Genomic DNA, 14,095 nt, shown 5'->3' on the forward strand with positions numbered 1-14,095 from the left:
AACTCAACCCCTTGCTTCGGACAGGACAGCACCGAGTGTGCGCTCGACAAGCTCGACCTTGAACCGGTTTTCTTCGGTTGGACGAGCGCCGGCAAGAATGTGCTGTGCCGCACCCCGCGCGCCCTTCGGCAGATCGGCTTCCGCCACTTCAACGCGCCATGGCTTGTGGGCCACACCGCCGACAGCGACGCGTCCCGTTCCATCCGGCTGGATGACAGCCCCGACTGAAATCAGCGCAAAGGCGTAGGACGCGCGGTCCCTGACCTTCTTGTAGATATGCTTTCCGCCGATTGGCGGCGGCAGCACAACAGCGGTGATGAACTCGCCCGGTTCCAGAACCGTCTCGATATGCGGCGTATCACCGGGCAGTCGATAGAAATCGGCAATAGGGATCGAACGGCGGCTAGCGTCTGCCTTCACCGTTTCTAACGTCGCATCCAGCGCGCGCATGGCAATCGCCATATCGCTGGGGTGCGTTGCGATGCAGGCATCGCTTACGCCAACAACCGCATGCTGGCGGCTGAAACCGCCGATGGCGGAACAGCCACTACCCGGCTGGCGCTTATTGCACGGCTGGTTGGTATCGTAGAAATAAGGACAGCGTGTTCGCTGCAACAGATTGCCAGCCGTAGTCGCCTTGTTGCGCAACTGGCCAGATGCCCCCGCAACAAGTGCGCGTGACAGCAGGCCGTAATCGCGGCGAACGGTAGTGTGGGCGGCGAGGTCGGTGTTCCGCACCAATGCGCCGATGCGCAGGCCGCCATCCTGTGTCGCTTCGATCTGGTCCAGGCCCAGCCCATTGACATCGATGAGATGTGTCGGCGTTTCGATCTCAAGCTTCATCAGATCGAGAAGATTGGTGCCGCCTGCAATGAATTTGGCGTTGCGATTGGAAGCGGCGGCTCCGGCTGCGGCCTCAACGGAAGATGCGCGTTCGTAAGTGAAGGCTCTCATGCTCTTATCCCTCCAACTTCTGAAATCGCATCCAGAATGTTGGAGTACGCCCCGCATCGACAGATATTACCACTCATACGCTCGCGCACTTCCGCTGCCGTCAGCTCTGCAGGGCTGTTGAGATCACCGGTAACGTGGCTGGGAATGTTGGCTTTGATCTCTTCAAGCACCGCCACGGAGGAACAGATTTGCCCCGGCGTACAGTAGCCACACTGAAAACCATCATGTTTGACAAAAGCGGCCTGCATGGGGTGCAGATTGCCGGGAGCGCCCAGCCCTTCGATGGTCGTTACTTCGTCACCGTCATGCATGACAGCAAGCGTCAGACAGGAATTGATCCGTTTGCCGTCAACCATAACGGTGCAAGCGCCGCACTGACCGTGGTCACAGCCCTTTTTCGTGCCAGTGAGATGCAGATGCTCCCGCAATGCGTCGAGCAATGTCGTGCGATTATCCACGTCAAGAACATGGTTTTCACCATTGACGGTGAATTCAACTTTGGAATGATGATTCATCTGGCTCCCCGGAGACTGCGCCACCGCCTGTCCGGCGACACCTGTGGCCGCGATTGTCGCAGCCGATGAGATAAGTAAGTTGCGTCGGGAAAGTTCCAGTAGGATGCTATCCTGCATATCCAACTCCGCTTCGATTGTTTGAGGTGTTGGGTTAACGGAGCTGACCGGTAAAAGTGCCGCTGACGAACGGAAAGTTGAACACAGCCAAATACGACTGACTTGGCGCGTTGGCCAGTTACGGCGCATAAACTGCTTCGCCGCTCAACATCGCTTGCTACCTTCGCGCAGGTCTGCCATCACAATACAATCTGCATCTGCAACGACTGACGCTGACATCACATGCTCGTGGCCGCGATACTTTCCCTGTTACTTGTTGGCGGCGACGCCGGTCTCGCCACGACTTCTGACGCGCAGGTCACCCCTGCTGTTGAGCAGGCTCAGCAGGAAACATCCAAGAGCCCCGCTTCCAACTTCAACGCTCCTCGATGCCAGGGCATGGCCGATCTCTCTTCACCCAGCCGTCCGGTCTTTATCGAAAAACAGAACGGTGAATGGGAATGCACCTATCTGCTGGAATATTCCGAAACCGGCCACAGCCCTTCGGTTTTCATCCAGATCAGAGGCGTTGCAGCCGGAACATGGAACAGTTTCCGACTGAAGCTGAATTTCGGCTCGCTTCTGTCGCGCCAAGTCCTTGCGACAAGAGCGGCCAGCCTCGTCAACAGCCTTTTCGGAACGAAAACTCCACTGACCGATTTGGATGGAATGCTTGCATCAGGACGTGAATTTGAGCTGACCTTCGACGGTGTTACGCTGAAATACCGGCAGGAACGCATGGACGAAAATCGTTTCAATCTTTTTGGCAGCCAAAACGTTGTTGACGCACGGAAGACTGATCCAGTGCCGGACTGAGCGAGGGGCGAAACCATGGACAACCCGACAGATGATCCGCTGACGACAGCCCAGCAATGGGCAAAAAGCGGACGAAAGGTCGCGATTGCGACCGTCATCGAAACCTGGGGATCTGCACCCAGACCTGTCGGAAGTCACCTCGTTATCGATGCTGACGGCAATTTCGAAGGTTCGGTGTCAGGCGGCTGTGTGGAAGGTGCGGTCATAGTTGCTGCAAGCGATGTCATCGAAGACGGCAAATCAAAGCTCCTCGAATTCGGCGTTGCGGATGAAACGGCATGGGCTGTGGGCCTATCCTGCGGCGGTCGTATCAGCGTTTACGTCGAAAAGCTGCCAAGCCTTGAACATCTGAACGCTCTCCGCCAGGCTCGTCAGGCTGTGGTTGTCATAACTAAGATGGAAAGCGGCCAGACGCGTATTGTTACAGATCACGACGAAGTTGACGGGTTTCTTGGGGAGGCCGTTACCGCGGCGTTTCGATCAGGCAAATCCAGTAGCGTCACGATTGAAGACACACGTTACTTCATCAATGCCTATCTTCCCGCGCCACGTCTCGTCGTCATCGGCGCGGTGCATATCAGTCAGGTACTGGTTCAGATGGCAAAGCTCGCGGGTTTCGATGTCAGCATCATCGATCCACGCACGGCCTTCGCCACTGCCGAGCGCTTTGCGCAAACTGATCTCATGGCAGACTGGCCGGAGGACGTGCTGCAAACGAGCCCGCTTGACGCTCACACGGCGCTGGTTGCACTGACGCATGACCCCAAAATCGATGACTTTCCGCTGGCGGAAGCGCTGCGAAAAGGCTGTTTCTATGTGGGTGCGCTGGGCAGCCGCAAAACGCATGCCGCACGGCTGGAACGTTTGAAACAACAGGGATTGACGGAAACAGATATTGCAAAAATTCACGGGCCGATCGGATTGAACATCGGGGCCGTCAGCCCCGCCGAAATAGCCGTCGCTATTCTGGCCGAAATGATCGATGCCCTGCGATCTGGAAGCCTATCGAAGCGGAACAGTTGAGGGCGGATCGACCAACACGCCGCCCGCAGCCGCAACTGCCTCGGGCGTATCGACATCCACCTGCGCCGCAAGCCCAAGATCCACATTGATGACCGGCAAGCCGGAGGTTTCGATCAGATGCCGCGCGCCCACATCGCCTTCCAACTGCAAAACGCCGTCATATAGAGAGCGCGGCATAATAACCGGATTTCCGGGCTTTCCGCCCGAAACGGCACGGATAACGGCGGTTTTACCCGATGTGTGGAAAGCTTCGATCAACTGGTTCAGGTGGTCGCTGGTGATGTCAGGCATATCTGCCAGCATGACCATAACCCCTTCAGCAGCTTGCGCCTGCGCCGTTGCAAGACCCGTGGCAAGGGAACGCGCCATTCCCGACGCATAGTCCGGGTTGACGACCACATCGACATCGACGCCGGAAAGAACGCGTTGCATGTCTTCATGCCTGTGCCCCAGCACGACAGTCACGGACGACGCTTCGCTATCGGCTGCGACCATAGCCACGCGTCGCAGCAAGGGCACGCCATTGAACTCAGCCAGCAACTTATGCGGTCCATCTTTGCCCATGCGGCTCGACATTCCGGCGGCAAGGAGGACGATTGCAACGGCCATGTGATGTTCTCCGTGATGCAGTTCGGTGCTTCAACATCGGTCGAAGCCCCGGTCACGGTCACAATATCACATCCATGTCGCTGCTAGTCCTACATTTACGATTTCTGAAGCGACCCGATATAGGCACGCCAGCCACCGAGATGGGTAATGTCCTGCGCACCCTCCAAGGCGTATGCCTCACACAGAAAGCCGGAAACCCTCGAGCCATCATCCAGCGTCACCTTGCCGATGCCGAGCGGAGCGGGAATGTTCTGCACGAAATTGCCGAAGGCCTCAGGCGAGACTTTCCACACCTCGACTTCGAGGCCGTGCCCATCAAAGCCCGGTTGCCTGATGAGACCGGGTTTCGGGGGTGTGGTATTGGGCAGCACGAACAGACGATAATCGCCCGACGTTCGGCAAGTCTTGACGAGCGTCCCTCCGGGGCCGGTCAGTTCGTGGTTCAGCGGCATTTCGGTTAGATGCGCACCGACAACCATGATCGTCACGTCCCCGTCAGGCGCTGGCCCAAGGCGGCTGTCTTGCGGCAATGCTGCGGCCTTATCTTTACCCATTCCGCTCTTAAAAGAATGATGCAGCGCATCGGCAAAGGGGGAGATGGCATCGTCGGAGAAAGCAGGGCCGAACAGAGTGACGCCCGACGGCAAGTACCCTTCGGCATCAAAGCCGCACGGCACCGCGATTGCCGCATAGCCGAAGAGGTTGGCGAAGTTGGTATAGCGCCCGAAATGCGCATTCTTGCCGATGGGATCGGCCAACATTTGTTCTACCGTGTAAGTCGTCGGAGATGTCGGCAGCATCAGCATATCGATCTGCTTCCACTCTTCAATGGTCTTCTGACGCAGGGCCTCCAGCCTGTAGAGACCCTCAAATGCATCTACCGCAGTGTAGCCAGCGGCGCCTGAGATGATGGCTCGGACAGTTGGGTCGAAGTCCTCGGCGTGGTCGGCAAAAAAGTCCGTTACCGCCGCCAGCCGCTCTGCCACCCATGGGCCGTTGTAGAGGAGTTCGGCGGCCTGGCGGAAGGGGGCGTAATCTATCGGAACGATCGTCGCGCCGAGCGCTTTGGCATGCTCGATGGCGCTATCATAGGCGGCTTCGTAAGCGGCATTGCCATAGAACTCGCGCTCACTTTCCGTCAGAACACCGAGCCTGAGGCCTGAACTCGGCATTTTGACGGGTCTTGCCTGTTTCGAAAACGGATCTGCAGCGTCATGGCCATCCATGATCTTGCGGATCGCGACGCCATCCCCCACCGTTCCGGCAAACACCGTCACCACATCGACAGAGCGGCAGGCGGGAACGACACCGACATTCGGCACCAGGCCGGGTGTTGGCTTAATGCCGACGAGATTGTTGAATGCAGCCGGGACGCGACCCGAGCCCGCAGTATCCGTGCCAAGCGCAAAGCTGGCAAGGCCGGAAGCAACCGCGACTGCCGAGCCCGATGACGAGCCGCCGGAGACATAGGCCAGATCGAAGACAGAGCGCGGTGCGCCATGGGGTGAGCGTGTGCCATTCAGGCCCGTTGCGAACTGGTCGAGGTTCGTCTTACCGATGACGAGAGCGCCCGCCGCCTTCAACCGGGCGACAACGGTCGCGTCCTTTTCCGGATCGTAAGAAAATGCCGGGCATGCCGCCGTCGTCGGCAGTCCGGCAACATCTATATTGTCCTTCACCGCAAAGGGCAGGCCCCACAGCGGCAGACTGTTCGGAACCGGCGCCCGGGCGATGAGATCGCGAGCGGCGGCGCGCAGATCATCTGCCGGGGTCTTGGTGATGAAGATCGCCGGATCGTCACTGGCGGCGATGCGAGCAAGCACCTCCTCCACCAGATCCAGCGGCGAAAGACCATTGGCATAAGCCTGTTTCAGTGACGTGAGATCGAGAAATACGGGAAGCATCAGGCATTCTCCAGAACAACGAGCACATCGCCCGCCTTGACGTTGCGGCCCGGTCCCGCGCGCAGATCGCGGACGCGACCCGGCGCATGGGCGGTGACGTTGATTTCCATTTTCATGGATTCGATGATGGCAAGCGTATCGCCTGCCGCGACTTTCTGGCCTTGCTCGACAAGCACTTTCCAGACATTGCCGGGAACCGCGCTTTCAATGCCGAAGCAACCTTCGGGAATGTCCCCGCCAAGTCCCTCGCTCAAGCCTTCATCGACGACGAAACTGTCGAGACCCTGCTCTTTCCAGCACTGACGCTCCGCCTCGAATGCAGCCTGTTGCCCGGCCTTGAAGGCGCCGATGCCCGCCGCGTTGCGAGCCAGTTCGGCCTCATAATCTGCATATGAGAATTCGCCTTCCTCGATGCGGACAGGATATCCGCCGTGCGGAAAAGCGGCGCGGGCCTCGGTCAGTTCGGCATGCGACACCGGGAAGAAGCGGACCTGATCGAAGAAATCCAGCAGCCAGGGCTTGTCCTTGCCGAAAACAGGCGTCTGCCGCCAACTGTTCCACATCTGGATCGTACGACCAAAAAGCTGATAGCCGCCCGGCCCTTCCATGCCGTAGATGCACATGTAAGCTCCGCCGATACCCACCGCATTTTCCGGCGTCCATGTGCGGGCCGGATTATATTTCGTGGTTACCAGACGTTGGCGTGGGTCAAGCGGCGTGGCGACCGGCGCACCGAGATAAACATCGCCAAGGCCCATCACCAGATAGGACGCATTGAAGATCGTGTCTTTCACTGCCTGCTCATCCGCCAGCCCATTGATGCGGCGAATGAATTCTATGTTCGATGGGCACCAGGGCGCGTTGGGACGCACGAGTTCCTGATATTTGCGCATGGCAAGTTCTGCGTCGGGATCGTTCCACGACAAAGGCAACCAGACCGTCCGGCTCGGCACCTTGACCGATTGCACCGAGGGCATGTCGTCCTCGATCTCCGATAGCAGACCCAGCAAGCGCGTTCGGGCAAGGCTCGACCCATCATAATGGATTTGCAGCGAGCGAATGCCGGGGGTGAGATCGATGACACCGGGCACATTCGCCTGCTTGACGGCCTGCATCAGCAGATGCGCGCGTAGCCGCAACCCGACATCGAGCCGCATCGAGCCATATTCGACCAGCAGATTGTCGTCGCCCTGACGCCGATAGGTGACTGGAACCTGAGCATTGTCACGTCCGCCAAGAACGGGTGAACCGGCATTCTCACCAAGGCGCTTCACCACCGGTCCAGCAATCGGGTCTTGCGCACGGGCAACCGCATGGAACCGGATTTTGTCGCCGGGTTTGAACTGCCCCATTTTCCACTGCTCATCGACTGCAATGACGGCCGGGCAAACAAAGCCGCCCAGCGATGGACCGTCCGGCCCGAGGATGATCGGCATATCGCCGGTGAAATCGATAGAGCCTATGGCATAGGCATTGTCGTGAAGGTTGGAAGGGTGCAGTCCCGCCTCGCCCCCATCTTCCCGTGCCCATTTCGGCGCCGGACCAATCAATCGAACGCCTGTGCGGGCGGAGTTGAAATGAACCTCATAAGGCGTAGAAAAGAGGTTTTCGATATCCTCGTCCTCAAAGAAATCCGGCGCGCCGTGGGGACCATAGAGAACGCCAACAGACCATTCGCGGGTCAATGTGGCGGGCTCTGTTGCCGGTTTCACGTCGGTCTGTGTCGCTCTCGCAAGACGCAGGACATGGCCCGCACGCAAGGTTCCAGTAGCATTGCCACCAAACTGGCCAAGCCCAAAGGTGGCGCGTGAGCCCAGCACCAAGGGCGCATCGAACCCACCTGCAACGGCAAGATAGGCCCTCTGGCCCGCGCCATTGATCTGGCCGATGGCGAGCATTTGACCGGCCTTGACGACGATGGCTGTGTTGCTTGCGCAAGGCTCGCCATCCAGCGTCATCGGCATCTCCGCGCCAGCCAATGCCACCGTCACGTCGGAGAAGAATTTCAGAACAGGTCCAGACACCGTCAGTTCAAGTGCTGCCGTGTGATCGTGGTTGCCGACAAGCCGGTTGGCGTGACGGAACGAACGTTCATCCATCGGCCCACTTGGAGGAACGCCGACATGCCAAAGGCCGAGCCGACCCGGCAGTTCCTGAAGGCTGGATTGCGCGCCGGGAGCGACGACCTCGACCACATCAGGCACGAAAGCGAAATCCTTCAGGGCGGTCGTCGCCAGATCTCCGCTTTTGAAAAGATCGGAGGCGGCGATGGCTTTGAGGTAATCGAGATTGGTTTCGATGCCCGAAATCGACGTGCCCGCAAGCGCCTTTTCCAACTGCTCGATGGCGTCCTGACGGTTCTCACCGGATACGATGATCTTGGCCAGCATCGGATCATAAAACGGCGTGATCTCGGCACCAGTTTCTATCCAGCCATCAATGCGTATGTCCTTGGGAAAGACCACCTCGGTCAACAGACCGGCACTGGGGCGAAAATCCGCATGCGGCATTTCCGCATAGACGCGTGCCTCGATTGCCGCGCCTGTTGGCACCAGATCGTCCTTGCCGGTCAACACATCCTCACCTGCGGCCTGCCGGATCATCCATTCCACGAGGTCGATGCCGAAAACCGCTTCTGTTACAGGATGTTCGACCTGCAGGCGGGTGTTGACTTCGAGAAAATAGAACGCCTCTCGCGCAGGATCGAATATGAACTCCACCGTGCCTGCGGACTGGTACCTCACCTGTTTGCCCAAGGCTATCGCAGCCGCATGAAGCTTCTGTCGCATAGCGGCCGACAGACCCGGTGCCGGAGTTTCCTCGATGACTTTCTGGTTTCGGCGCTGAAGCGAGCAGTCGCGCTCGCCAAGTGCGATGACCCTGCCCTCTCCGTCACCAAAGATTTGGACTTCGACATGCCGGGCTTTTGAAACAAAGCGTTCGAGATAGACCCGCGCATCGCCGAAGCTGGCCTTCGCCGTCCGCTGCACGCTTTCAAATGCCGCCTGAAGTGCCGCCGGATCATCGCAAAGCTGCATGCCGATGCCGCCGCCACCAGCCGTGGACTTCAGCATGACCGGGTATCCGACCTGATCGGCAACACGCAGCGCCTCGTCCACAGAACTCAGCAGATCAGAACCCGGTAGAAGCGGAACGCCGCTTTTTCTGGCAAGCTCGCGGGCCGTGTGTTTCAGCCCAAAATCGGCAATATTTTCTGGCTTGGGACCGATGAAGGTTATTCCCTCGGCGGCTAACCGTTCGGCAAAACCGATGTTTTCTGACAGAAAGCCATAGCCGGGATGAACAGCCTGTGCACCGGTAGCCTTGCAGGCGGCAATGACGGCATCAACATTCAGATAGCTTTCCGCAGCAGCTGCCGGCCCCAGACGCACGCTTTCATCTGCCATCAATGTCGCCATGGCGAAACGATCTGCATCCGAGTAGACGGCGACGGACGCTATGCCCATGCGACGCAGCGTGCTGATGACGCGCACGGCGATTTCGCCTCTGTTGGCGATGAGAACCTTGTCGAACATCACCATCAGCCCTCCTCGTTCCACACCAGCACGCGGATAGGCGTCGGATCGAAACCGTTGCAGGGATTGTTGATCTGCGGGCAGTTGGAGATGACGAGCAGCACATCCATCTCCGCCTTGAGCTCGACATAGTCTCCCGGTGCGGAAATGCCATCAACGATTGTCATGCCGCCATTGGGAGAGATTGGCACATTCATAAAGAAGTTGATGTTGGGGACCACATCTCGCTTGCCCATGCCGTATTTCGCGACTTCCGCCACGAAATTATCGCGGCAGGCATGGAGATATTGGGTACCGTGGCCGAAACGCACGGTGTTGCTTTCGCATGAACAGGCACCAGCGGACGTATCATGCCGCCCGCAACTATCGGCGGTCACACACAACATTGTCCGGCCCTCGTTCGACATGACCTTAGTGCCCGTTGAGATGTAGGCCGCGCTCTGAGCGCGCACGGTGTCCTGACTGGAGTACCGCTCCGAATAATCGTCGGCATTGTAAAACAGCGTATCGATAGCCTGCTGGCCATAGCTGTCTTCGATGCGAACCGTCTGGCCTTTGCGGATGATGGTGGAAAACGGCTTTTCAGCCGCGATGTAATGGTCCTGCACGGTGTTTTCGAGCGTGCGGGAGGGGGCGGTCTGAATGAAATGCGTCATGATTTTTCTCCCTCGCTCAAAGTGCCGCTGCAACGTTGTTTTCAAATCCGCGGATGGCTTCGGCAGTCGCGGTGCGACACAGGTCGTCATGCAGCACGGCTTGCGCAGCGATGCGTGTGATCGTGACTGGGTTCGGCGCATAGACCGGGTTGGGGTCCAGCGGATGCGGGCAATTGGAGAAGCCGATGATCATGTCCATCTCGGCACGCAATTCTACATAATCAGCACCGTTGAGCAGTCCCGGATTCCAGAAAAACCGGCCTTCGGCATCGACACGCACCGGGGCGAAGAGTGTCAGCGCCGCCGGAATATCGCGTCGGTCGAGGCCGATCTTCATGGCGAGTTTGACAAAGTTATCCCGCGTGTCGCGCAGCAGATTGCCCTGATATTTGGCATTCGTTTGGGCATTGGAGCCGCCGACGAGGCAGTCATGTGCACCCGACGAATCCTCGGTTACGGAAAACATGACGCGACCCATATCGGAAAAAATGACCCGGCCTTTGGAAAGACCCGTCGTCCATTGCATCTTTACCGTATCGGGCAGGTTCATCCGCTCGGAGGTGTCGGCACTGGCCCAGGCAATCATCGCCAAGGATGAGAAACCGTGGCTGAGGCTGATACGAACGGTCTCCTCCCGGCGTATTTTCGTTGACCAGTACCAGCCGGCCGGAATGATTTCGCGGTGGAGGATTTCGGCGTTCTCGATGGGCGGTTCGGGAAGTGCGCTGAAACCCGGAAGGGATTTCGGGGCGAAATCCAGCCCCTTTTTCTGGTGTTCCTCGTAGCGTGCGCGATTGGCGGCGATTTCTTCGGGCGAACGTCTTTGGTGCATTGGTCTGCTCCATGGTGGTTGAGTTCGGGTCGTCCCGGTGGTGTCTGCCCTTTATGCCGGGTCGTCCCGGCGGGCGTTCAAAAGCTTTCAGGCCACGTTGCCAGCGCGCCGCGGCGGCCAGATCGGAAGGTCTCGGGTGATGCTTGCGCCGTAGCGGATTTTCTCTTCGGGCCGATCACGCGGACGCTCGAAGGCAACGACGCGGGTGGCGAGCGTGAAGGCTTCACGCATGTCATGCGTCACCATCATCACCGTCATCGGCGTTTCATTCCACAGGCGCTTCATCAACTGGTGAATTTCCGCGCGGATGCCGGGGTCGAGAGCGCCAAATGGCTCGTCCAGCAAAAGAACTTTCGGTCGCATCAGCAGCGCCTGCGCCAAAGCCAGACGCTGCTGCATTCCACCCGAAAGCTGTGCCGGATATTTCCCTTCCGTTCCCGCAAGCCCGACATCGGCAATCATGGCACGGGCCTCGTCGATGGCGGTGCTGCGCGCCTTGCCGAACAGCTTGCCGGTCAATGGCGATGCGGCCAACTCTTTGCCGATCAGCACATTGCCAAGCACCGTCAGATGCGGAAAAACCGAATATCGCTGGAACACCACACCTCTATCAGCCCCCGGCTCCCGCGAAAGCGGCTGACCATCCAGGAGGATTGTTCCTCGCGTCGGGCTTTCCTGCCCAAGGAGCATCCGCAGAAACGTAGTCTTGCCGCAACCGGACGGCCCGACGAGAGCGACGAAGGCACGGGATTCAATATCCAGCGAAATATCTTCCAGAACGATCTGGTCGCCATATTCCTTCCAGACATTGTCGATTTTGATCGCGCTCATGCCTTCATCTCCACGGCTGACCAGGGAAAGACAGCAAGCCGCAGGCGCTCCAGCAACCAGTCGGTTAGGACGGCGATGAGAGTGATCCAGACGACGTAGGGAAAGATCACGTCCATAGCCAGATAGCGGCGAACGAGGAAAATGCGGTAGCCAAGACCGGCATCCGCAGAGATCGCCTCGGCAGCAATTAGAAACAGCCATGCCGGGCCAATCTGCAAACGCAGACAGGTGATGAGTCGGGGCAATATCTGTGGCAACACCACGCGAAGCGCGATCTGCCAGGAATTTCCGCCGAGCGTCTCCGCTTTGATGATTTGTTCGCGCGGCAGTTCGATGGCCTTGAGCGCCAGATCGCGGATCATCACCGGCATGACGCCGATGACGATAAGTGCAATTTTCGACACTTCGCCCAGCCCCAGCGCGATGAAAAGAATGGGCAACAGCGCCAGAGGCGGCACCATGGAGATGGCGCCCACGAACGGCGCGAGCAGAGACCGCGCATAGGGCAGCATGCCGATCAGCATGCCGATGGTCAGCGCAAGCGCTGTCGCAATGCCGAGCCCTGAAAACAGGCGGATGAGACTGGCAATCGTGTCGGTCCACAACACGATATCACCCGTGCGGGGGTCCGGTATGAATGCCATGCGGTTGATCGCATCGGCAAATCCGGTCAGTCCCGGCAACAGCTTGTCATTGGCATTGGCATAAAGCCGTGCCGCCGAGCCGATGGTATAGGCGACCAAAACCGCAGCGAATGGCAAGGCCGCAAGGGCAAGGCGTGCGCCGCCTGAGGGTCGCGTGTTGATCCAGCGCATGAAAAGCTCCCGATTGACGCTTCATCTGGAGGCCGGGCGCAATGCGCCCGGCGGCAATGGCGTTAAGCGGTGCCTTACAAAGCACCCTTCGCGGCAGCGTCCATGTATTCCGTCGTAAAGCGGAACTTGATGTTGGTCTTGTCGCCATGAACCGCACCATCGGGGAAGGCGATGCCGATGACATCGGCGGAAGGCGCTCCGTTGCCCAGAAGGCCTTTTTCAAACAGGAAGTTGCGAACAAGGTCCATGGTTTTCGGAAGGTTTGGAGACGCGGCAAAAGCGACCGCATCCGCAGGTTTGTCGAAAAGCTTGGTTGCCGCCATTTGCGCTTCGAAACCGGCGAGATCGGTGCCGGAAGCCTTGCCCATGGTTTCGCGCGCAGATTTACCTTCGGCGCTATCGGCGGTCATGACCTTCATCGTGTCATACCAGATGCCGGCAAGCGCTTTGCCGAAATCCGGATTGTCCTTCAGCACATCGGTATTGGCGACCATGAGATCGATGATTTCGCCGGGGATTTTCGCGCTGTCGAAGACCTTCTTGGCAGATGGCGTTTCAAGGATGGTGGAAACCAGCGGGTTCCAGGTAACGACGGCAGTAACGTCAGGCGTCTGGTAAGCCGCCACCATATCGGCATCGGACGTGTTGACGACCTTCACATCACGCTCGGTGGAGCCAATGCTTTCCAAGGCTCGGGCAAGGAGATAATGCGAGACGGAGAACTCGACCAGATTGACGTTCTGGCCCTTGATATCGGCAAGGTTCGTCTTGTCTTTCAGGATCACGGCATCATTGCCATTGGAAAAGTCACCGACAATGACCGCTGTGGTATCGACACCGCCAGCGGCGGGAATGGACAGACCATCCATATTGGTCAGCGTGACGGCATCGTAAGCGCCCGCCGTATATTGGTTCATCGACTCCACATAGTCATTGAACTGGGTCACCTCGATGCTGATACCGTATTTATCAGCCCACTTTTTCACGATGCCGTGGTCGTTTGCGTAACCCCAAGGCATCCAGCCAACATAGATAGACCAGGCGACTTTGAAATCCTTCTTCGGCGCGGCCTGTGCGGTCATGGCACCGGAAAACGCGAGTGAGGCTGTGAGTGCGGTGATGGAGATGATCTTTTTGAGTATCGTCATTGGTATTCCCCTTTTGCTTTTTTCAAAAAGGGATCGGCACGAACCAACGCCGCCAATCCCTTGGCTAACGAGGTCTCCCGGGCTTTTGTCCCGCCGTGCATCCGGGCAGGATTTCTCCCTACCCAGTGGCTGCTCTCGGACCAGTCACGCAATGAAGCGCCGGAACCCTAGCGGCCAACTCTGACATGTGTAGTGAAGCAAAGGGCGTGCCAAGTTGAGTTACCCTCCAAGATTCTCCGATTTCCAGGGTGTCTGGAGCTCTCGAACATGATCACACTTGGCAAAACGCCTTCTCAAACTCCGCCTTGCCGCAATTAACGGCATGATGGAACGTCACATGCACAGAAAATAAACTGCGCG

The 14,095-nt window shown here is 58.3% G+C and carries 12 protein-coding genes and 1 riboswitch; of the genes, 2 read left to right on the forward strand and 10 right to left on the reverse strand.

The features are described from left to right. Positions 1 to 3: 3 nt before the first annotated feature. Together ABUK73_RS13475 and paoA are read right to left on the reverse strand one after the other, a co-directional pair. Positions 4 to 954, reverse strand: coding sequence for an FAD binding domain-containing protein (locus ABUK73_RS13475; protein ID WP_353577730.1), 951 nt, complete (start codon positions 952 to 954; stop codon positions 4 to 6). Then, positions 951 to 1,586, reverse strand: coding sequence for an aldehyde dehydrogenase iron-sulfur subunit PaoA (gene paoA, locus ABUK73_RS13480; protein ID WP_353577767.1), 636 nt, complete (start codon positions 1,584 to 1,586; stop codon positions 951 to 953). Before paoA ends, ABUK73_RS13475 begins: the two co-directional genes overlap by 4 nt. 228 nt (positions 1,587 to 1,814) lie before the next feature. Between paoA and ABUK73_RS13485 the strand changes: the two genes are divergently transcribed. After that, complete coding sequence (locus tag ABUK73_RS13485) at positions 1,815 to 2,381, forward strand: DUF6030 family protein (RefSeq protein WP_353577731.1); 567 nt, start codon at positions 1,815 to 1,817, stop codon at positions 2,379 to 2,381. 15 nt (positions 2,382 to 2,396) lie between these two features. Further along, a complete protein-coding gene (locus ABUK73_RS13490; RefSeq protein WP_353577732.1) occupies positions 2,397 to 3,404 on the forward strand; it encodes an XdhC family protein in 1,008 nt (335 codons plus the stop codon). On the opposite strand, the gene ABUK73_RS13495 is transcribed toward ABUK73_RS13490, so the two are convergent. From ABUK73_RS13495 to ABUK73_RS13530, 8 genes are all read right to left on the reverse strand, one after another. Next, complete coding sequence (locus tag ABUK73_RS13495; RefSeq protein WP_353577733.1) at positions 3,384 to 4,013, reverse strand: nucleotidyltransferase family protein; 630 nt, start codon at positions 4,011 to 4,013, stop codon at positions 3,384 to 3,386. The genes ABUK73_RS13490 and ABUK73_RS13495 overlap by 21 nt on opposite strands. Before the next feature lie 95 nt (positions 4,014 to 4,108). Next, the gene (gene atzF, locus ABUK73_RS13500; protein WP_353577734.1) at positions 4,109 to 5,917 is read right to left on the reverse strand and encodes an allophanate hydrolase; all 1,809 of its coding nucleotides are present in this window, start codon (positions 5,915 to 5,917) and stop codon (positions 4,109 to 4,111) included. Further along, positions 5,917 to 9,453 carry an urea carboxylase gene (uca, locus tag ABUK73_RS13505; protein ID WP_353577768.1) on the reverse strand — a complete coding sequence of 1,179 codons (3,537 nt, stop codon included), beginning with the start codon at positions 9,451 to 9,453 and terminating at the stop codon, positions 5,917 to 5,919. The genes atzF and uca overlap by 1 nt, the downstream gene beginning before the upstream one ends. Positions 9,454 to 9,458: 5 nt before the next feature. After that, complete coding sequence (locus ABUK73_RS13510) at positions 9,459 to 10,109, reverse strand: urea amidolyase associated protein UAAP2 (protein WP_353577735.1); 651 nt, start codon at positions 10,107 to 10,109, stop codon at positions 9,459 to 9,461. A gap of 16 nt (positions 10,110 to 10,125) precedes the next feature. Then, positions 10,126 to 10,941 (reverse strand): urea amidolyase associated protein UAAP1, encoded by an 816-nt coding sequence (locus ABUK73_RS13515; RefSeq protein WP_353577736.1) that lies wholly within the window; start codon positions 10,939 to 10,941, stop codon positions 10,126 to 10,128. An 87-nt stretch (positions 10,942 to 11,028) separates the two neighbouring features. Continuing rightward, entirely contained in the window at positions 11,029 to 11,772 is a 744-nt protein-coding gene (locus ABUK73_RS13520; RefSeq protein ID WP_353577737.1) for an ABC transporter ATP-binding protein, read from the reverse strand. Beyond that, positions 11,769 to 12,587, reverse strand: coding sequence for an ABC transporter permease (locus ABUK73_RS13525; RefSeq protein ID WP_353577738.1), 819 nt, complete (start codon positions 12,585 to 12,587; stop codon positions 11,769 to 11,771). The genes ABUK73_RS13520 and ABUK73_RS13525 overlap by 4 nt, the downstream gene beginning before the upstream one ends. 74 nt (positions 12,588 to 12,661) lie before the next feature. Beyond that, positions 12,662 to 13,735 (reverse strand): putative urea ABC transporter substrate-binding protein, encoded by a 1,074-nt coding sequence (locus tag ABUK73_RS13530; protein WP_353577739.1) that lies wholly within the window; start codon positions 13,733 to 13,735, stop codon positions 12,662 to 12,664. A 72-nt stretch (positions 13,736 to 13,807) separates the two neighbouring features. Then, positions 13,808 to 13,917: riboswitch (guanidine-I (ykkC/yxkD leader) on the reverse strand. Positions 13,918 to 14,095 lie beyond the last annotated feature (178 nt).

This window comes from Agrobacterium vacciniicorymbosi, assembly GCF_040427045.1.
GTDB lineage: Bacteria > Pseudomonadota > Alphaproteobacteria > Rhizobiales > Rhizobiaceae > Agrobacterium.

Bases quoted from the DNA above. Each gene is read 5' to 3' on its own strand.
- ABUK73_RS13530 (WP_353577739.1), bottom strand. From the start codon at position 13,735: ATGACGATACTCAAAAAGATCATCTCCATCACCGCACTCACAGCCTCA.
- ABUK73_RS13515 (WP_353577736.1), bottom strand. From the start codon at position 10,941: ATGCACCAAAGACGTTCGCCCGAAGAAATCGCCGCCAATCGCGCACGC.
- ABUK73_RS13510 (WP_353577735.1), bottom strand. From the start codon at position 10,109: ATGACGCATTTCATTCAGACCGCCCCCTCCCGCACGCTCGAAAACACC.
- paoA (WP_353577767.1), bottom strand. From the start codon at position 1,586: ATGCAGGATAGCATCCTACTGGAACTTTCCCGACGCAACTTACTTATC.
- ABUK73_RS13490 (WP_353577732.1), top strand. From the start codon at position 2,397: ATGGACAACCCGACAGATGATCCGCTGACGACAGCCCAGCAATGGGCA.
- uca (WP_353577768.1), bottom strand. From the start codon at position 9,453: ATGTTCGACAAGGTTCTCATCGCCAACAGAGGCGAAATCGCCGTGCGC.
- atzF (WP_353577734.1), bottom strand. From the start codon at position 5,917: ATGCTTCCCGTATTTCTCGATCTCACGTCACTGAAACAGGCTTATGCC.
- ABUK73_RS13525 (WP_353577738.1), bottom strand. From the start codon at position 12,587: ATGCGCTGGATCAACACGCGACCCTCAGGCGGCGCACGCCTTGCCCTT.
- ABUK73_RS13495 (WP_353577733.1), bottom strand. From the start codon at position 4,013: ATGGCCGTTGCAATCGTCCTCCTTGCCGCCGGAATGTCGAGCCGCATG.
- ABUK73_RS13520 (WP_353577737.1), bottom strand. From the start codon at position 11,772: ATGAGCGCGATCAAAATCGACAATGTCTGGAAGGAATATGGCGACCAG.
- ABUK73_RS13475 (WP_353577730.1), bottom strand. From the start codon at position 954: ATGAGAGCCTTCACTTACGAACGCGCATCTTCCGTTGAGGCCGCAGCC.